A 19,548-nucleotide genomic window follows, 5' to 3' on the forward strand; every position below is an offset into this window, starting at 1 on the left:
TTATCCTCTCTTTGTTTTTAAGAATTCAACTGCCTTTTTGCCTATGTCGGTTCTATAGTGCATTCCCTCAAACTTTATCTTTTCAACTGCTGAATAAGCTTTTTTAATTGTGTTTTCAAAATCATTTTCTGCTCCGATTGCGGTGATTCCTATAACGCGTCCGCCTGAAGTTACGATTTTACCATTGATTTTTTTCGTTCCAGCATGAAATAAAATGACATCGTTAATTTTTTTCGCCTCGTCAAGCCCTTTTATTTCTTTACCGATTTCGTAGTTATCAGGATAGCCTGCTGATGCAATTATAACGCATACGGCTGTTGCATTTTTAATAGTGTAATTAAAAGTTTTTATCCTACCATCTATTGCTCTAAAAAACATCTCAATTATGTCTCCTTCTAATAAAGGCAACACAACTTGTGTCTCTGGATCACCAAAACGGCAGTTAAATTCAAGAACCTTTGGGCCATCTTCTGTTAGCATTAAACCACAATATAGGCATCCTTTGTATTCTCTACCTTCATTTTTTAAACCTTGAATTGTTGGTTTGATGATATCGTTCTTTACTCTTTCAAGTATTTCTGCGTTTACGATCGGAGTTGGAGCGTATGAACCCATTCCTCCGGTGTTTTTACCTTTGTCGCCATCAAGAGCTCGCTTATAATCTTGCGCTGGGGCAAGTATGATGAAATCTTCACCATCTGTTATAGCAAAGACAGATGCTTCCTCACCATTTAAAAACTCTTCAATCACAATTTTTTCTCCAGCAGAGCCAAAAATTTTATTTTTAAAGTATAAATCAATCGTACTTATTGCGTCTTGAATTGTTTCGCATATCGTTACACCTTTTCCACCTGCAAGGCCGTCTGCTTTTATTACGATAGGTAGATTTAAACTTTGGACAAATTTTTTCGCTTTCTCGCTTTCTTCGGATGTAAAGGTTTCATAATTCGCTGTCGGTATGCCGTATTTTTTCATGAAATTTTTCGCGAAAACTTTACTGCTCTCAATTTCAGCAGGTAGTTTCCGTGGTCCAAAAATTTTTAATCCGCGTGATTCAAAAAGATCAACGATCCCAAGAGAAAGTGGCAATTCAGGTCCTACAACGGTAAGGTCAATTTTTTGATCAATTGCAAAATTTAAAAGCGAGTTTAGATCTTCAGGTTTGATCTGCACAGTTTGAGCAATTTCAGAAATTCCCGCATTTCCGGGAGCACAATAAATTTTCTCAACTTTTTCCGATTGTGCGATTTTCCAAACCAGCGCATGCTCCCGTCCCCCTGAACCTACAACGAGAATTTTCATCGTTTGTATCTCTTTGTTTTAATCAGCTGTGAACATTTCAAGTTCACGAACGAGATTTATTATGACCTTTTTAATATCGTAATTTTCTGGATATATCTTCGGAGTAGGTATTCTGTGGTTAATGAAAGATTCAAAGGCTTTAGCAAATGCGGTTGTAATTGATGAAAAATCACTTGCGTCGGCTATAAGCGAGTTTTTGTAATCGCCAATTATGTATCTGAAATTATTCTGTCCATTTATTATTGCGATATACGGCTTTCCCGTTGCTAAGTAATCATAAGGGACATTTGAGATATCAAACTCGTCCAGGTAGATAAGAAAATCGGAGGAGAGAAGAATTTTTATGTAATTTTCCCGTTGTAAGTTCAAGTAAATTTTAACATTTTCCTTCAGTTGAAGTCGGTTAATCAAGTTGAGAATTTCATTTGATGGGACGCCGATTAAATTAAGCAAAAGCAATTTTTTAAAAAGCGGTTCTTTACGCGAGAGGTGAAATAATGCGTTTAGAATTAATTTGAGTTTTTTCGCAGTGATTTTTCCATAAGATAAAGTTAAGGTGAATTTTTCGTCTTCCGTTGGGCGTAGGTTTTCAAACTCTGAAAAATCTACACCAGTTGGAATTATTTTAACGGAGTTATAGTCAAGAAAAAGATAATTTTGAAGAAGTTGATCTTTGATCTTTCTGTTGTCAACCGTGACCGATGATGCGGTTCTTAACAATTTTCTTTCTAATGAAGTAAGTGATTTCTTTTGAAATGGATTTGAGGAATAGTCAATTATAAGCGGGATCTTGAATTTTTTGGATAAGTGAGCCCCGACTTGAGCTGTTGAAAATGGGGGGTAGAAAGCAATGATCGCATTGTATCGCTGAGATTTTAAAATTTTCTCACCGAATTTGATCGCTTTTAACTTCCAAACTTCTTCAGGTTCACTAATGCCGAAAATTTTAGCGATGTAATATAAAACTCGCGGTATCAACGGTTTTTTTAGTTCTGGAAAATTTAAAGATGCAATTGTTGAGATTGGTTTTATAAGATTTACTGTATATGTTTTTGTATTGCTTTCCTTCAAATCTTCGGAGAGAGTGAAATCTTTAAGCACTGGAAATATGGAATGGTTAAGCGTCAAAATTGACGAGTGCCAATTATACTCTACAAGGTGCTTCGCAAAGTTGAAAACTCTTAAGCTTGGCCCGTAAATGACTGGCGGGAAGTAATAAGTTATCATCAGAACCCTTCTTGGCATCAGATTTCAATTAAATTTTTTGGCAATGAGGTTAAAATTGACGCATTTGAATTTATCAGGATATCATCTTCAATTCTAACGCCACCGAATCCTGGAATGTAAATTCCTGGTTCAATTGTTATAACATTTCCATTTTGCAGAATATAATCACTTTTTGGTGCTATCCTCGGAAGCGTGTGTGTTTCTGTTCCGATCCCGTGTCCAAGCGAATGTCCGAAAAATTTACCATAGCCTTTTTGCTTGATGTAATTTCTTGCGATGGAATCAAGCTCACTTGCCTTAAGACCACTTCTTGCATTTTCAATTGCTTTGGTTTGAGCATCAAGCACTATTTGGTAAATTTTTCTTGCTTCGGCCGAAGGTTTTCCGATAGATATTGTTCGTGTTATATCTGAATGATAACCGTTGTAAACACATCCAAAGTCAATTACGACAAGTTCCCCCTTTTTAAGTTTTTTATCAGTGGCAACTCCGTGGGGTAGTGCACTTCTCCAACCGCTTGCAACAATTATGTCAAAAGCATCTTTCTCTGCTCCGTATTTTCTATGAAGATATGTTATTTCAGAAGCAATGTCAATTTCAGATATTCCAGGTTTGATGATTTTTAAAATTTCTTGAAAAACTTTTTCGCTTATTTTAATTGCAGATTTTATGTTTTCAATTTCGTCATCGGTTTTGATTGCGGAAATTTCTTCAATGAAATTTTTCGTCGGGACGAATTTTAGATTTTTAAACTTATTCTTCAACTCCTGGACGAACGAGAAAGACGCGCGATGTGCTTCAAATCCAACTTTTTTAACTTTGCCGAAAATGTTTTCTTCATAAATCAAGTCAATTGAAGTTTTCCCAATTGCTATAAATCTTTTAAAACCTTTTACTTGCTGTTTTGATTGTTCTTCATATCTAAAGTCAGTTATGAAAAACGCATCTGTTTTTGTTATGACGCAGAGCGCTGAGGAACCGGAAAATCCTGTTAGATATCTTATATTAGGAAGGTGAGTTATTAGAACAGCGTCAATTTTAAGTTCATCAAGTTTTCGTCTAACTTTTTCAAGTTTGATTTTCGTTTGGGACATCTCACTTAGAGATTTGATATGCTGTAGTTTGGAGCTTCTTTTGTGATTATTACATCGTGTGGATGGCTTTCTCTGAGGCCAGCGCTTGTCATCAGGATAAATTTAGTTTTCGTCTTCATTTCTTCAATGTTCCTTGCACCGCAATAGCCCATAGCAGATCTTAGACCACCGATCATTTGATAAACGACATCGCTTAAATGACCTTTGTATGGAACTCTGCCTTCAATACCTTCGGGGACAAGTTTTTTGATATCGTCTTCAACATCTTGGAAATATCTATCGCTACTTCCTGCCTTCATCGCTTCAATTGATCCCATTCCTCTATAAACCTTATAACTTCTTCCTTCATATAAGACTTTTTCACCTGGGCTTTCTTCGGTTCCAGCGAACAATGCCCCGATCATTACGGAGTCGGCTCCAGCTGCGATTGCCTTTGCGATGTCTCCAGTTTGCTTTATTCCGCCGTCTGCTATGATTGGTATCTTATATTTCATTGCTACTTCTGCGCAATTCATAATAGCGGTAATTTGAGGAACACCAACACCTGTGACAACTCTTGTCGTGCAAATTGAGCCAGGACCTATTCCAACTTTAACTGCATCAGCCCCAGCTTTTATGAGATCAAGGGTTGCTTCAGCAGTTGCAACATTTCCGGCGATGACATCAAGTTCTGGAAACTTTTTCTTTATTTTTTTCAACATTTCTATTACACCTTTAGAATGACCATGGGCAGTGTCTATAACTATCACATCAACTCCTACTTTCTTGAGCTCTTCAACTCTTTCGAGCGTATCTGATTTAATTCCAACAGCTGCACCAACTCTGAGGCGACCAAGTTCATCTTTACAAGCGTTTGGATATTTTTTCTTTTTCTGAATGTCTTTGAATGTTATAAGGCCACGAAGATAACCATTTTTATCAACAACTGGAAGCTTTTCTATTTTATGCTTTTGCAATATTTTCTCGGCTTCTTCAAGCGTTGTCCCAAGGGGAGCAGTTATCAAATTTGAATTTACCATGTATTTAGAAACTTCCGCTTCTGGATCAGGATCAAACCTTAAATCGCGATTTGTCAAAATCCCAACGAGTTTTCCGTTTGAATCAACTATAGGTATTCCAGAAATTTTATAATGACTCATTATCTCAAGGGCTTCGCGAACTTTTCTATCAGGTGTCAGCGTTATGGGATTTAATATCATTCCACTTTCTGATCGTTTAACTCTGTCAACTTCGCTTGCTTGTTTTTCAATCGTCATATTTTTGTGAATTATTCCGATCCCGCCTTCTCGTGCAATTGCTATTGCCATCTCTGATTCTGTGACTGTATCCATTGCTGCGCTTACAAGTGGGATATTTAGCTTTATATTTTTAGTAAGATATGTTGACACATCAACTTCTCTCGGGAGGACATTTGATTTAGCTGGAACCAGAAGGACATCATCAAAAGTATATGCAAAACCTAAGACCTTTTTTCTCCATAATTTACCGATCTTGCCCATGGGTTTTAAAAGAAATATTTGTTTCAAAGTTTCGCTATAAAAAATAAAACTTCCTTCGGAACGAGCATTTTGTTGTAAGTTTAGTGCAAATTTTTAAAATGGCCCTACTTCAAGTGTGCGATTTTACAGGCAACTTAAGTTAACAGCGCAAGAATTATATCTTTCTTGTTTGACTCGTTCCGAAGGAAATATTTTTACAGAGCTGAAAAATAAGTTTTAAGTTTCTTGTGCTTGCTCTTGTTGTTTCATTTGAGCAAGCATTTCTCTGAGTTTGCGCATTTTTTCTTTTCTTTTTTTCTCTTTCTTTCGGTGCTTCTTCAGCACTTGCCTTTTTTTCTTATTCACAAGCAGAGAAAGAGTTTGTTTTAAATTACATCTGTTCCATCATTATGCGTTGGTTTCTGCGGATCGCTTTTGCTCTTTTCATTTTCTTTTTCACGGATGGTGGAGTGTAAAAAGTTCTTCGCTTATATTCGCGCAGGATTCCTGCCTGCTCATATTTTTTCTTGAACCTTTTTAATGCCTTGTCAAGTGATTCTCCTTCTTGAACTATTATGCCTACCAATTTTATCACCTCGCTTTTTTTATTGTTTAAAGTTTTCAACAAGTTTTTTTTGACCAATTTTTTCAAACTCAACAACGATTATGCTGTAGCCACTTGAGGATACTTCTTTCTTCTTGACTCTTCCGTAGTCCTGCCATTCTGTGTGGTAAATTAATTCTCCAACTTCATATGTTTCCTCTGCTGAATAAATTCTGTAATTTTCCTGCGAAGTTTCATTTTGTTGTAGGTTTAGCTCTTCTGTGGAAACGAGGACAACATGTTTACATTTTTGACAAACATACCAAAGCTTGCTATCCGGTTCAGCTTCAAAGTTCCCTCTGAACTTGAACTTTTGCTTGCCTCCACAATACTCGCAAAATCGCGATATTTGCCTTGGAATCTTCATTGCGAAAAATTTAATGATTTATTGTATCGTTAAAAATATAAAAAAAAATTGCAAATATATCAAGCGATTTTTGGGGCAGTGAGAAAACAAAATTAAGATGGGGGTTCCCTTTCGTTCAAGCGAATGCTTATAAGTAAAATACGGGTGTAGATAAATGAGCACTGGTTTAAACTTTTTTCTGAGTCACTCTTTCAACATATTTCATTGTTTCAACATCAACTCTTACAATTTCACCTTCTTTGATAAATTGTGGGACGAGGATTTCCATGCCGTTTTCAAGCGTTGCGCTTTTCATTGTGTTATCTTGTGCTTCTTTAACGCCAGATCCTGTTAGGATAACTTTAAGGTCAACCGTTTTTGGAGATCTAACGCTAACGGGCTGTTCACCGAGAAATTCAACATCTACTTTTGTTCCTTCTTTTAGAAATTTTGCGAAGTTCCCCAATGATTCTTTCGGCACTCCGACTTGTTCATAAGTTTGCGGATCCATAAAGTAATACAAATCTCCATCGTTGTAAATATACTCCATTGGTTTTCTTATAAGTTCAACATCTTCAATTTTTTCATCTGTTCTAAATCTTCTTTCCGTATAATGTCCAGTTGAAAGGTTCAAAAGTCGTGCTGATACGAAACCTTGCATTTGTCCGCTTCCAGCGTGGACCTTTGCCTCAATGACTTTGTAAATCGTTCCCTCAATTCTAATTGCCATACCTTCCCTTAATTCAGTTGCGATTACCATAGCTTTACCTCCTGTTATTTTTGGCGGAGTTTCCTTTTTAAAAATATAGTTTTGGTTGAGTTTATTTGCAAATAGAAATCCGCTTGTTTAATTTTTTCAAAAAAATTTTTCTTAACGATGATAAGAATTTTAACAGCTGGCGAATCGCACGGTCAAGCACTTATTGGAATTGTTGAAGGCATCCCAGCTGGACTTGAGATAAATGCTGACTATATAAACTTTCATCTAAAAAGAAGACAAATGGGCTATGGGCGCGGGGGAAGAATGAGAATTGAGAATGACAAAGTTGAAATTATCTCTGGCGTAAGGTATGGGAAAACAATCGGAAGCCCAATAGCATTGATGATAAAAAATCGTGATTGGGAAAATTGGAAAGAGAAGATGTCAATAGAGAAAGCTAGCGATGATGTTGAAAAGATAACAATTCCTCGTCCTGGTCACGCTGACTTTGCAGGATATTTTAAATATGGTTTTGACGATATAAGAAATGTAATTGAAAGGGCGAGCGCAAGGGAGACAGCTATAAGGGTGGCGTGTTGCTCAATCGCAAGAAAATTGCTTGAAGAACTTGGAATTTTCATCGGAAGCCATGTTATTCAGATAGGATATGCTGGATTTGATGATAGAAATAAACTTGAGAAACGAGTTCTTAAAATAATTCGCAAATCCAAAGGTGCTTTTGAATTGAGTTTATTAGCTGATAAATCTGAAGTGAGATGTATTGATAAGGTTGTTGGGGAAAAGATGGTAAATGTTATAAGAGAGGCGATGAAAAATGGTGATACAGTTGGTGGAATTTTTGAAGTTTTCATTACAGGCTTACCAGTTGGGCTTGGAAGTTATGTTCAATGGGATAGAAAGATTGATGGGCTATTGGCGCAGGCAATTATGTCAATCCAAGCTGTTAAAGGTGTTGAGATAGGACCGGCGTTTGAGAATGCGACAAAATTTGGCTCGGAGGTGCATGATGAAATTTTTGTAAAAGATGGAGTAATTTATCGTAAAACAAACCGTGCTGGCGGAATAGAAGGTGGGATGACAAACGGTCAACCAATAGTTTTAAGAGTTGCGATGAAGCCAATCTCAACAGTTATTAAAGGATTGATGAGTGTTGATTTAAAGTCGCTAAAACAAACGAAGTCAAGATATGAGCGTTCCGATTTTTGCGCAGTTCCATCTGCAAGTGTAATAGCCGAATCCGTAGTTGCTCCAATTATTGCAAACGCTGTCCTTGAAAAATTTGGAGGGGATAGCATTCGTGAGCTGAAGAAGAATTACAAGAACGCTGTTTTTATCGTTTGGTAATTTATGGTTAATTTGATTTGATAATTTTGAAACAACTGATTATATTTTTTCAGATGCCAAACAAAAACAAATTAAGGAAATCCTCATATGGCAGAAACGCTTGATGCACTTGGAATGATTGAAACAAAAGGACTTGTCGGAGCAATTGAAGCAGCTGACGCAATGTGTAAAGCTGCTAAAGTAACTTTAATTGGAAAGGAAGTTATCGGCGGTGGCTATGTCACAGTTATGGTTCGTGGTGATGTCGGCGCTGTGAAGGCAGCGGTTGACGCAGGTGCAGCAGCTGCTCAAAGAGTTGGAGAACTTGTCTCAGTCCATGTCATACCAAGACCTCATGCTGATGTTGAACTTATTTTACCGAAGCGACCCGAGGGAAAGTAAAAACTTAACACAAGGTTTAAACTATGATTGAATATGCCCTTGGAATGATAGAAACAAGGGGACTTGTAGCTGCCATTGAGGCAGCTGATGCAGCTTGTAAAGCTGCAAATGTCAAATTAGTCGGGAAGGAATATATCGGGGGTGGATATGTCACAATTAAAATAATTGGTGAAGTTGCTGCGGTTAAAGCAGCGGTTGACGCAGGTGCAGCAGCTGCTCAAAGAGTTGGAGAACTTGTCTCAGTCCATGTCATACCAAGACCAATTGATGATCTTGAAATGTTAATTTATCCTGAAAAATTATCTGATATCTCAAGTGGAAAAGCACAGATTGATCCTGTTGACCTTCCAGAAGCAAATTCTCCAGATGAGCTTCGCTCCTATCTTGAAAATTTTAGTGTGATGCAACTTAGATCAATAGCGAGAAAAATTGAGGAAATTGAATTAACAGGTCGTGAAATTTCAAAGGCGACCAAGGAAGAATTAATTGAAAAAATTATAAAAGCGAAGTTTGGCTGAAATTAGATGAAAAACTATGTTTCATTCGTCCTTTCGGTTTTTTTTGCTTTCTTTCTCTGGGTTATTGTTAATCTTAATGGAGAGTATGAGGAAAATTTCAAGGCGAAAGTTGTTTTAAAAAATCTCCATCCAGAAAGGGCAATAAAGAATAATTATCCCGAATTTGTTAATCTCAAGTTGAAAGGGCGGGGTTGGAAAATCCTGCCCTTTTATTTTTTATCCCAGCCAAATGTCTTAATTGATCTCTCAGGTGTTCAAAGAAATGTGAATTTGAATTTGCTTGGCGATCATCGCGTTAAAATTCCGCTTCCAGAAAATGTCAGTATACTTCGGATAGAACCTGAGACATTGAATTTTGAATTGGACAGAAAAGTTGAGAAAAAAGTCCCTGTCGTTTTTGTATATGAGATAAATAAAGAAAACACAGGTTTTGCGTATCCGCCAAGGGTTTTCCCAGATAGCGTTGTGATATCGGGCGCTGAATCTGTAATCTCAAAAATTGATGCAGTGTTCACAGATAAAGTTTTAATTGAGAAAACTGGGCAAGAAATTAGCGTGAGAGTTAAAATTTCAAATCCGAACGAAAAATTAATCAAGTTAAGTGATAACTTTGCCCAAGTTAAGTTTTTAGCAGAGCAAATAGTTGAGCGTGAGTTTATTGTCCCTGTTTATGTAATTGAGTCACCTTCAGATAAAGAAGTCATACTTTTCCCGCCGAATATAAAAGTTGTTGTGCGTGGGGTTCTTTCAAAACTTGTGCCAACAGAATTAAATAAAGATACAGTGGTAAAAGCTTATGTCAGCTATCGTGATGTCGTCAATGACAAAACAGGACTTATTAAACCTCAGATAATCTTGTCAGAGCATTTAAATCTTGTAAGTGTTAGCCCGGAGGGATTGGAATATATAATAAGGCAAAAGTGAATGCACTCGGAGTTAGCGACTTTGCAGTTAGTGAACTTGAGTTTTTAACAAAGTTTGCTTTTTGAATTAATAATAAAAATGGAGGTGCTAAAATGAAGATAACTTCAGTTTTTATAATCGCAATCTTGTTGGTGTTTGCTGCTAATTTTCCAACTGACTTCGTTAAGCCCAAATTAGTTGCCACATTTTCAATCGTTGCTTTTGATCCTGTTGCAAATGAGGTAGGGGTTGCTGTGCAATCAAAGTTTCCAAATGTTAGACCGATTGTCCCTTGGGCGAAAGCAAATGTCGGCGCGATTGCAACGCAAAGTTTTGCAAATGTTGGATATGGTCCAACCGGGCTTGCGCTTCTTGAGAACGGTGCAACTGCCGAACAGGCGCTTCAAATCCTTTTGCAAAATGATCCACAAAGAGAATTGAGACAAGTTGGAATAGTTGATTTTAAAGGTAATTCAGTAAGCTGGACTGGGAGTGAGTGCTTTGACTGGGCTGGAGGAATTGTGGGTTATGGATCTGAGAAAAAGTATGGTGGCAAAGGACAGATAATAGTTGGAAAGTATTACGCTGTTCAAGGAAATATACTTGTTGATCAGAGAACAGTTGAAGCTATGGCGAAAACATTTGAAGAAACGAAAGGAACACTTGCCGACCGACTTGTCGCTGCACTTGTTGCTGGTGGTAAAGCTGGAGGAGATAAACGAGGTGAGCAATCCGCCGCTTTGCTTGTTGTTAAAAAAGGAGCTGGCTATGATAGCACAATGGATAATTACATTGATATAAGCATCTACGATCATCCCAAACCGCTTGAGGAACTTCAGCGATTGTATAACCTTCATAAACTTTACTTTTTTAAAAGTGATCCAAAGAACCTTGTAAAGATAGATGAGAAAATTTGCAGGGAATTACAACAAATTATGAAAGATCGTGGATTTTATGATGGTCCAGTGAATGGGGTTTTTGATGAGAAAACGAGAAAATCTTTACAGAATTTCATGGGATGGGAAAATTATGATGTGAGAATGCGAAATGATGATTTAATTGATCTTGAAGTTTTGCAGGATATAAGGAAAAATTATGAAATTTGGAAGGCACAGGTTGGAAGGAAGAGGTGAAAATTTTGTTTTGAATTTGTGATTTTTTAAATTTTTAAAAAATTTGGTGCCCGGGTGGCGGAAATGGTAGACGCACAGGACTTAAAATCCTGTGTCCCGAAAGGGACGTACCGGTTCGAGTCCGGTCCCGGGCACAAATGCCCGATGTTTGGGTAAGGTCCTGCGCAACGGAATGTTGCCGAACCCCGCCAGGCCCGGAAGGGAGCAACGGTAGGCAATTAATTCCGTGTGACGCAGGGGTGCCTGCCCATCATCGGGTTTTGTTTTTTAAATTTACAACTATTGACTCTTCTTTAGGCCATTTCTCTATTGCTCTGTGGTCTTCGTAGGTGTGAATGTGGAATTTAACTTTTTGAACATCGCCCTCGGCACACAATGTCTTCCTGCTTATTGAGAATTCAAAGATCTCTTTAAATGCGTATTTTATCTCAAATATCTCTTGCTTATTTCGCGCCTTGATTTTCCTGACTGAAAAACCTTCGTGATTAAACTCAATCCTTATCTCACATGGTTCTATGAAATGAATTTCAATCTTGTGATTTTCTGTTAAGTCCCTTGATGTATCAACTCTGATGTAGAAGTTTGTTTCGTTGAATCCAAAATATATTCTCTTTACAAGCGTTGATGCTTGATGCATTGCTGTTCCTGTGTGCGCAACATCATAATAACCTGCGTTTTCCCATTCAAAATTGCGCGCCCTTGAACCATCAATCAACGGGTAAATAAATTTCTTCGGCTCAACGATAAAGAATTTAACAAATTTTCGTTTTATTGGATGGTATAGTTCAACTGGTGGTTCAGCTCCAAATAGTTCGTAAACCCTAATAAGATGTTTTCTAAACAGTTGGTCAAATTCATCTGCTTGTGCTGTGATATGTTCATCGCCGAACCACCAACACCAATCACTACCTTCGGCAATATAAATTTCTTCCCATGCTTTTTTTATTTTATCTTCGCTATGCTTGCCCTTTGCAATTTCTCGCACAAGGAAATCACGAGCTTGTTTAAGAAGATCCCAAGCCCTGTTATCTTCCTCATGACCGATCCAAATATTGAAATTTGCGTTTATCCACGAGCCAGGAAAAATTTTTTTCAAAGCAACTGAATTAGCGTTAGAAAGAAAATCATTTAATCTAACAGTTTCAATTCTCTCGTCATTTGAAATCAGCCAATAAAGAGTCCGCAAAAAATCTTTCCCATCGCTTTGATAGTATTCCCAACAGTTTTCTCCATCAAGGATTATGCTTACGATTGAATTTTTTAAAGCATTTTCTCCTTCGCTTTTTATAATATCTTCGCGAATCTTTAAAATTCTATTTACAAGATCATGTGCGGAGTCATCGGGGTTCCAACTTGAATATACAAATCCAATTAGATCTGAAAGAATCCTGTCCCTGAATACTATTTTAACCTCGCCAAAAGGTGTTTTGTAAGAGTAGGGTTTGTAAATTTTGATTCTATCTGTATTGTTGTTTCCCTGATTTTCAATTGCGAGCGATTTAATTAAAACTTCTTCATCTGATGCGATCCATTTGATTTTATTTTCAGCTACAAGATTTAAAACATCCTCGCTTATGCTCCCTTCGCTTGGCCACATCCCGTTTGGTTTTTCACCGAAAATTTCAGCATAAAGTTCAATTCCCTTTTTTATTTGAGCATCTGCATCTTCCGGATGAATAAACTTTTTAGCAGGTAATTTTATGTCTGGGGAGGAAACTTTTGCAATAGAAGTGTCACACAAGAGTGGGAGAATCGGATGATAAAAAGGACTTATGCTTACTTCAATTTGACTTCGTTGTTGTGCTTCTAAATATTTAGGAATTATCCTTGACAAAATTTCATAATGTCCCTGAATTAAAATGTGTTTTTCTTGCTCGGTGAAATCTTTACCTTTTTCAAAAAAATTTTTAAATGGTTCATCATATTTGCTATATTCGCCAACCCAGACAAGGTTATACCACACTTGAAGATCAAGCCAATCTTGTTCGCTGAAATTTGAGCAAACTTCATCAAATTTTTCGGCAGTGTAGGAAAATCCACCTCGTTTGTTGAAAAGTTCAAGGTATCTTGGATATGGTTTGATCATTCTATCAAAATTTGCTATGAAGAAGTTTTTCAAAATTTCAAACTTGTCATCTTCGCTTAGATCTTGAGGTTTTTTCTTTGATAGCTTAAGGATTTTGTCCTCTGCTTTATTATTGACATAATCCAAGATTTGAATGATAAGTGATGGGGCGAGGTTGAAATTTTGTTTGATTTTGGGGTAGTCGTCAAGTATTCTAACCATATCCCAGTAATCTTTAACGCCGTGGAACCTCACCCAAGGAAGAAGATATTCACCATCTTCTTTATAATAAGGTTGATGCATATGCCATAGAAAAGCAACTCGTATCGGTTCCATTCTTTTCTTTAGTTTTGTTTAGTTTCATCTTATTATTTATCGGCACAGGTTTTAATTTAGCAAAATTATCACCTAATTATCAACCATTTCGGCAAATCTGGTAAAATTGATTTTGACTATTTAATTGTTTAACTTATCAAAAAGTTCAACGAAACTTTTTAAGTCAATGGCTGAACCCAGGATTGAAAATGTTAAAGTTAACGATGCCGAGACCTACGAGAAAGAGATGAGTTTTTGGGAGCATCTTGAGGAGTTGAGGTCAAGAATTATAAAATCTTTGCTTGGGATTGTTGTCGGCGTTGTAATTTGTGCTTTTTTTAGCGATACGATAGTTAATGGGATTTTAATTGTGCCAGCTAAGAAAGCAGGTTTTACTCTCCAAAATCTAAAGCCGTATGGACAGTTTATGCTTTATATGCAGGTGGTTATAATTTCTGGCTTTGTTTTAAGTTTGCCTTTTACACTTTATCAATTTTGGAAATTCGTTGAGCCAGGTTTATTGCCGAGGGAGAAGAAATATGTACTTTGGATCGTTGCTTTTTCATCATTGTGTTTTTTTGCGGGGATCATTTTTTCATATTTCGTGGTGCTTCCGATTTCATTGAGATTTTTCGCAGGATTTGGTAGCCAGGAGATTCAAAATATAATTGCGATAAATGAATATATGAGTTTCGTAATTGGTCTTATGCTTGCTTCCGGGGTTGTTTTTGAATTGCCAATGCTTTCATTTTTCCTTGGAAGAATCGGGATATTGACGCCAGCTTTTATGAGGCATTACAGAAAACATGCTGTTGTTGTTATTTTGATTATAGCTGCACTTTTAACGCCAGGACCTGATATCGCAAGCCAAGCTACCCTTGCGATACCGCTTTATCTGCTTTACGAGCTTAGCATATTGATTGTTCATTTAACAGGTAAAAAAACTGGACTTTAAAAACAAAGAATGGTTCCAAATGTGAATTTAGCTGAAATAATACAACCTATAAAAGACGAACTTATTGAATTTGAACGCTCCTTTAAAAAGGCGATGTTTTCAAAAGTAAAGCTTCTTAACATAATTGCTCACTATATTTTAAGGCAAAAAGGGAAAAGAATCAGACCAACCCTCGTGCTTTTATCTGCGAAGCTCGCTGGTGAAATAAACGAATCAACTTATCATGCAGCTACTCTCGTTGAACTTCTTCACACAGCTACACTTGTTCATGATGATGTGGTTGATGAATCAGATATGAGAAGGGGCTTCCCATCTTTGAACGCGATATGGGGAAATAAGGTTTCGGTTCTCGTTGGCGATTTCTTCCTTGCGCAAGGATTGCTTATATCTTTGAGACATAAAGAATATAAATTCCTTCACATAACAAGTGAAGCAGTTCGTAGGATGAGCGAAGGTGAATTGCTTGAGATCCAAAACGCTAAGGCAAGCAATATAGATGAGGAAATGTATTTCAGGATAATTTCCGATAAAACTGCTTCTTTAATTGCAGCATGTTGTGAGCTTGGTGCAGCGAGCACAACTGATGACGAGATTGTGATAGATAAGCTCAAAAACTACGGAGAAAATCTCGGTATAGCATTTCAGCTAAGGGACGATTTACTTGATTATATGGGTGATAGTAGTATTACTGGAAAACCGATAGGATCTGATATAAAAGACGGAAAGATAACATTACCTTTGATCTATGCTCTTAAAAATTCTTCCCGCAAGGAATCCCGCCGTGTGATAAAAATCATAAAAAATAATCCCAAAATTAAGGACATTTATTATGTAATTGACTTTGTGCGAAGTTATGGCGGTATTGAGTATACGCTAAAGATTGCTGAAGATTATCTTGATAGGGCGAAACACTTCATCAGTGATTTTCCTGAATCGCAAGTAAAAGAATCATTAATGAAACTTGCAGATTTTGTTCTTGAGAGAGTAAGCTAAATCCAAAAACTAAAAAAGGAGCCAAAAATGAAGCGAATTATTATTTTAGCTGTTTCCTTGGTCTTTTTATCATCTTTTGCTTTTTCACAGGTAGATGTAAATATGAGAAGCTTTCCAGAAGCGGCGGTTAAAGGTTATATTCAACCGCTTGTTGATGTGATGGGGGCAAATCTAAATTCAGGTCTTTATCATACTGCGTCAATGAGTAAATTATTTGGGTTTTATGTCGGTGTGAAAGGTATGGCTGTATTTGTTCCATCGTCAATGAAAAAATTTAGAGCACAATTGGGAGCGGATTATAATCCATCAAATGTTGAAACAGCGACCGTGTTTGGTGATAAAAATGGAGGCGCAAGAACAAGATATCGTAATATCCAAGATGTAAATCTTCCAGGAGGTCTTGGGCTTTCCCTTGTCCCACTTGCCGTTCCACAATTAAGTTTATCAACTTTTAATTCTGAATTGCTTGTTAGATTTGTCCCATCAATAAAAATTAACGATGATATCGGAAGTATAAATCTTTTAGGAATTGGCTTGGGACATAGTGTAAGTCAATATATTCCTATGTTCCCGATAGATATCGCTGTTCAAGGTGTGTATCAGCAATTGAAAGTTGGTTCTTATCTGAAAGCAACTGCTTTGAATGTCAATGTCCATGCAAGTAAGAGTTTTGTTTTCTTCACTCTGTATGGAGGGGTTGGGTATGAAACATTTACAACAGATATAAACTATACATATAGGCCACCGCTTGGAACACCTAAAGATATAAGTTTGAGCTTAAAAGGTAAAAACAATTTTAGAGCTACTGCTGGATTTAAGCTTGATCTTGTAATTTTTGATCTTAATGTTGACTATTCCCTTGGAAATGTAAATGTCCTTTCAGCTGGATTTGGGATTTCGTTTTAATTGTGCATATATGCGGGGCAAATTTAAGTTGCCCCGCTGCTTTGATTTAATAACTAAACTGATATGGCTGAACTATTTTAGAAGCGAAAAGCGATCGTTCTTTGGATCTTCATAATTTGATTTTAAAATCAACGAAAGATAGAGGACAATGAAGATTCTTTTGCTTTTTTCTTTGTCTATAATTGCCGTTTTAATCTCTCCATTTTTCTATCCGAGCGAGAAAGTTGAACTTTCTGGTTTAATGGTGAAGCAAAGCTTTTACCAAGTTGGTGATAGAGAGCGTTTGTTTATCCCTGGAATTGCAATAGTGAAGTTCAGACCAGAATATAAAAATCGTCTTGATCTTAAAAGAGTTGAAATTGACGAGTTCAATAGTGTATCTCTTCAGCTTGGTATAACTTCTGTTGAGAAAATGTTTCCGACTCATACGGGGAATTCACTTAAGAAAGGCGAGCCTGATTTAAGCTTATTTTATATCGTTCGTTTTCCCGAGATGATGAGCGTTGATTTTGTTGTTGCAAAGCTTTCAAATCTGAAAAGTGTGGAGTATGCAGAGCCACATTACATATATAGACCCCATTTTATTCCGAACGACCCATTTTTTCTTACTCATCAATGGTATTTGAGGAAAGTTCAAATGCCACTTGCGTGGGATATAACGCAAGGCGATACAAACATCGTTATCGGTATAGTTGACACAGGTGTTGATCTTGATCATCCTGATCTTGCTAGAAACATATGGCGTAACTGGAGAGAGATACCAAATAATGGAATTGACGACGATAGGAATGGATATGTTGATGATTTTGTAGGGTGGGACTTTGGAGGAAAAGATAATTTTAATAATCAGCGATCAAAACAGGATAATGATCCAAGTGAGAAAAAACCGGTTCATGGAACTCATGTCGCAGGGATTGCTTCAGCGGTGACAAATAATGGAATTGGGGTAGCAGGTGCTGGGTTTAGGAGCAAAATCATGGCGGTGAAAGTTTCAATTGATGACGACGATGACAATTTAATTTATTATGGTTACGAGGGGATTGTTTATGCAGTGGATAATGGAGCGAAGATCATAAATTGTAGTTGGGGTGGTGGAGGAAGTTCAAGGTTTGAGCAGGAAGTGATAAGATACGCGACAGCGAAAGGCGCACTTGTTGTCGCAGCTGCTGGAAACGATAGAAGCGATGAATTTCACTCACCTTCGGGATATAAACATGTGTTAAGTGTTGCTTCTGTTGATTCAAATGATGTTAAAGCAGGATATTCAAATTTCGGTGAAACAGTAGATGTTTGCGCACCTGGTGGAACTACCGCAGATGGTAGAATTTTCAACACTTGGTATAACGATACTTATACATCTATAATGGGGACATCAATGGCAAGTCCACTTGTTGCTGGAATAGCAGCGCTTGTTAGAGCGAGGTTTCCTGAACTGACGCCTGATCAAGTTGCTGAAAAAATTAGAGTTACAGCTGATCCGATAGATGATAAAAATCCTAATTATAGACATCAGCTCGGATATGGTCGTGTGAATGCATATAGGGCACTAACTGTTAATTCCCCGGCGGTAAGGTTTGAGGACTTCATAATTGATGATTCTCTTGGAAATAAAGATGGTGCTATTGATCCTGGAGAGACGATACAAATTAAAGGGATTTTTAAGAATTATCTTTTGCCAGCCTCAAATCTCGTTGCGACCCTTGAGACCTCGGATCCATATGTTCAAATAATAAGTGGCGCTTTTACAATTGGAACGCTTGGAACTTTACAATCAAGGAGCAACTTTTCAGAACCATTTAAATTTAGAATAGATCCAAGCACTCCAGAGAATCATACAGTTAAATTTGTCGTGAAAATATCTGCTGGCTCATATAACGATTTTGTTTATTTCAAAGTTTTCGTAAGACCAACTTTCAGGGAGCATAACGCTAACTTTATAACTTTAACTGTTACAAGTCGCGGTAATCTTGCTTTCAACGATTATCCTTCAAACACGCAAGGGAAGGGTTTGCTTTATCGTGATGGGAATAACTTGCTCTTTGAGGGTGCTTTCATGGCTGGATTTAGTAGTTCTAAAATAGTTGATGTTGCAAGGGATGAAACAGGTCAAAGGCAAAGAAGTGATTTCATACATAGAACGCCTTTTTATTTAAGAACGCCAGGAAATATCTCAGCGCAAGATGGGTTTGCAATTTTTAGCGATTCGCTTGCACCAAGTCCGAATAGGGTCGGAATTGAAGTTCAACTTAATAGCTTTGCTTTTGATCAAACACTTGATGATATGAACTTTGTTCTGCTTAAGTATTCAATAATTAACAAATCCGGTTCTGATTACGCTAATTTCCGAGCTGGATTGTTTCTTGATTTTGATCTTGGAAGTGCATATGAAAACATGATCGTTTACGATAGGGTTGGTAATTTCGTTTATGTATATGATATAGAGCCAGATGGTGAGAAGACATTAACAGGGATCGCATTAATCGGTGGAGCCAATCAAGGAGTTTGGTTTATAAATAATGCAGGTGATAACCTGTGGGGAATTTATGATGGATTCACAAAGTCTGAAAAATGGGAGGCGTTAAGTTATAGAGGTGTGAGAAGGGATTCGGCTGGAGCTGGAGATGTTTCTGTTGTTATTTCTGGCGGAACTTCATTGTTTAAGAACAGGGATACATTGAAAATTGGCTTTGCGATCGTCTGCGGTGATAGCTTGCAAGCTTTAAGAAGAGCGGTTATGAGGGCAAGAGAAAGATGGGAATTTATCATAACTGATACTGGGTCTGATAAGATAATACCTAAAAAATTCGTCCTGTATCAAAACTATCCGAATCCTTTCAACATTGAAACGAACATAAAGTTTGCGCTTCCAAAGCCAGCAAATGTAACAATTGAAATTTTTGATGTAACTGGAAGAAAGGTTAGGACTCTTATCAAGGATGAAAAATTTGATGTCGGAGAAAAAACCGTTAAGTTCGTAGCTAACGATCTTCCAAGTGGAGTTTACATTTACAGAATCAAATCTGGCGAGTTTGAAGCTAGCAAAAAGATGGTTTTATTGAAATGAGCCTTTGTTAAGTGAAAAAGAACTTGTATTTATTGAGGTAGGTTTAGTTTTGCTCGTGTGCATTCTTCATCGTAAGGATCAAGGTTAATTCTTCTGAAAATCTCCCCTTTTTGTGTTAAGTAAGTTTTAAGCGGGAGCGATTTCCACATGGCAACTTGATTTTGAGAAAATTTTTTGTTATAAAAATTTTGGGAAATTA

At 37.1% G+C, this 19,548-nt stretch carries 16 protein-coding genes, 1 tRNA gene, 1 other RNA gene and 1 pseudogene; 11 read left to right on the forward strand and 8 right to left on the reverse strand.

What is annotated here, in order from left to right; genetic code table 11:
• From purD to efp, 7 genes are all read right to left on the reverse strand, one after another.
• Positions 1 to 1,302, reverse strand: coding sequence for a phosphoribosylamine--glycine ligase (gene purD / locus NZ923_07605; GenBank protein ID MCS7229882.1), 1,302 nt, complete (start codon positions 1,300 to 1,302; stop codon positions 1 to 3).
• Between the two features lie 18 nt (positions 1,303 to 1,320).
• Positions 1,321 to 2,547 carry a hypothetical protein gene (locus NZ923_07610; GenBank protein MCS7229883.1) on the reverse strand — a complete coding sequence of 409 codons (1,227 nt, stop codon included), beginning with the start codon at positions 2,545 to 2,547 and terminating at the stop codon, positions 1,321 to 1,323.
• Positions 2,547 to 3,623 (reverse strand): Xaa-Pro peptidase family protein, encoded by a 1,077-nt coding sequence (locus tag NZ923_07615; GenBank protein MCS7229884.1) that lies wholly within the window; start codon positions 3,621 to 3,623, stop codon positions 2,547 to 2,549. The genes NZ923_07610 and NZ923_07615 overlap by 1 nt, the downstream gene beginning before the upstream one ends.
• A 5-nt stretch (positions 3,624 to 3,628) precedes the next feature.
• Positions 3,629 to 5,122, reverse strand: coding sequence for an IMP dehydrogenase (gene guaB / locus NZ923_07620; protein MCS7229885.1), 1,494 nt, complete (start codon positions 5,120 to 5,122; stop codon positions 3,629 to 3,631).
• A gap of 370 nt (positions 5,123 to 5,492) precedes the next feature.
• On the reverse strand, positions 5,493 to 5,687 hold the full coding sequence (rpsU, locus tag NZ923_07625) for a 30S ribosomal protein S21 (GenBank protein ID MCS7229886.1): 195 nt from the start codon (positions 5,685 to 5,687) through the stop codon (positions 5,493 to 5,495).
• Between the two features lie 19 nt (positions 5,688 to 5,706).
• Positions 5,707 to 6,072, reverse strand: coding sequence for a hypothetical protein (locus NZ923_07630; protein ID MCS7229887.1), 366 nt, complete (start codon positions 6,070 to 6,072; stop codon positions 5,707 to 5,709).
• Positions 6,073 to 6,238: 166 nt separating this feature from the next.
• Positions 6,239 to 6,811, reverse strand: a complete 573-nt coding sequence (gene efp, locus NZ923_07635) for an elongation factor P (protein ID MCS7229888.1) — start codon at positions 6,809 to 6,811, stop codon at positions 6,239 to 6,241.
• Positions 6,812 to 6,931: 120 nt separating this feature from the next.
• Here efp and aroC point away from each other — a divergent pair, with 120 nt between their 5' ends.
• From aroC to ffs, 7 genes and pseudogenes are all read left to right on the forward strand, one after another.
• Positions 6,932 to 8,116, forward strand: a complete 1,185-nt coding sequence (gene aroC / locus NZ923_07640; protein MCS7229889.1) for a chorismate synthase — start codon at positions 6,932 to 6,934, stop codon at positions 8,114 to 8,116.
• A gap of 87 nt (positions 8,117 to 8,203) precedes the next feature.
• Positions 8,204 to 8,497 (forward strand): BMC domain-containing protein, encoded by a 294-nt coding sequence (locus tag NZ923_07645; protein MCS7229890.1) that lies wholly within the window; start codon positions 8,204 to 8,206, stop codon positions 8,495 to 8,497.
• A 23-nt stretch (positions 8,498 to 8,520) separates the two neighbouring features.
• Positions 8,521 to 8,784, forward strand: a pseudogene (locus NZ923_07650) (BMC domain-containing protein).
• 237 nt (positions 8,785 to 9,021) lie between these two features.
• Positions 9,022 to 9,939 (forward strand): hypothetical protein, encoded by a 918-nt coding sequence (locus NZ923_07655; GenBank protein ID MCS7229891.1) that lies wholly within the window; start codon positions 9,022 to 9,024, stop codon positions 9,937 to 9,939.
• 92 nt (positions 9,940 to 10,031) lie between these two features.
• On the forward strand, positions 10,032 to 11,051 hold the full coding sequence (locus NZ923_07660; protein MCS7229892.1) for a DUF1028 domain-containing protein: 1,020 nt from the start codon (positions 10,032 to 10,034) through the stop codon (positions 11,049 to 11,051).
• A 48-nt stretch (positions 11,052 to 11,099) separates the two neighbouring features.
• Positions 11,100 to 11,185 (forward strand) — tRNA-Leu (locus tag NZ923_07665).
• A gap of 17 nt (positions 11,186 to 11,202) precedes the next feature.
• Positions 11,203 to 11,303, forward strand: an RNA gene (gene ffs / locus NZ923_07670) — signal recognition particle sRNA small type.
• On the opposite strand, the gene NZ923_07675 is transcribed toward ffs, so the two are convergent.
• Positions 11,302 to 13,452, reverse strand: coding sequence for a glycoside hydrolase family 57 protein (locus NZ923_07675; GenBank protein ID MCS7229893.1), 2,151 nt, complete (start codon positions 13,450 to 13,452; stop codon positions 11,302 to 11,304). The two genes, ffs and NZ923_07675, sit on opposite strands and share 2 nt — an antisense overlap.
• Positions 13,453 to 13,576: 124 nt before the next feature.
• On the opposite strand from NZ923_07675, the gene tatC reads away from it, so the two are divergent.
• The 4 genes from tatC to NZ923_07695 all read left to right on the forward strand — a co-directional run bounded on the left by tatC (position 13,577) and on the right by NZ923_07695 (position 19,349).
• The gene (gene tatC, locus NZ923_07680) at positions 13,577 to 14,386 is read left to right on the forward strand and encodes a twin-arginine translocase subunit TatC (protein ID MCS7229894.1); all 810 of its coding nucleotides are present in this window, start codon (positions 13,577 to 13,579) and stop codon (positions 14,384 to 14,386) included.
• 9 nt (positions 14,387 to 14,395) lie between these two features.
• Entirely contained in the window at positions 14,396 to 15,379 is a 984-nt protein-coding gene (locus NZ923_07685; protein ID MCS7229895.1) for a polyprenyl synthetase family protein, read from the forward strand.
• Positions 15,380 to 15,406: 27 nt separating this feature from the next.
• Positions 15,407 to 16,285, forward strand: a complete 879-nt coding sequence (locus tag NZ923_07690; protein MCS7229896.1) for a hypothetical protein — start codon at positions 15,407 to 15,409, stop codon at positions 16,283 to 16,285.
• Between the two features lie 148 nt (positions 16,286 to 16,433).
• A complete protein-coding gene (locus NZ923_07695) occupies positions 16,434 to 19,349 on the forward strand; it encodes a S8 family serine peptidase (GenBank protein MCS7229897.1) in 2,916 nt (971 codons plus the stop codon).
• The last annotated feature ends 199 nt before the right edge of the window (positions 19,350 to 19,548 follow it).

It is taken from the genome of Candidatus Kryptonium sp. (genome assembly GCA_025060635.1).
Lineage (GTDB): Bacteria > Bacteroidota > Ignavibacteria > Kryptoniales > Kryptoniaceae > Kryptonium.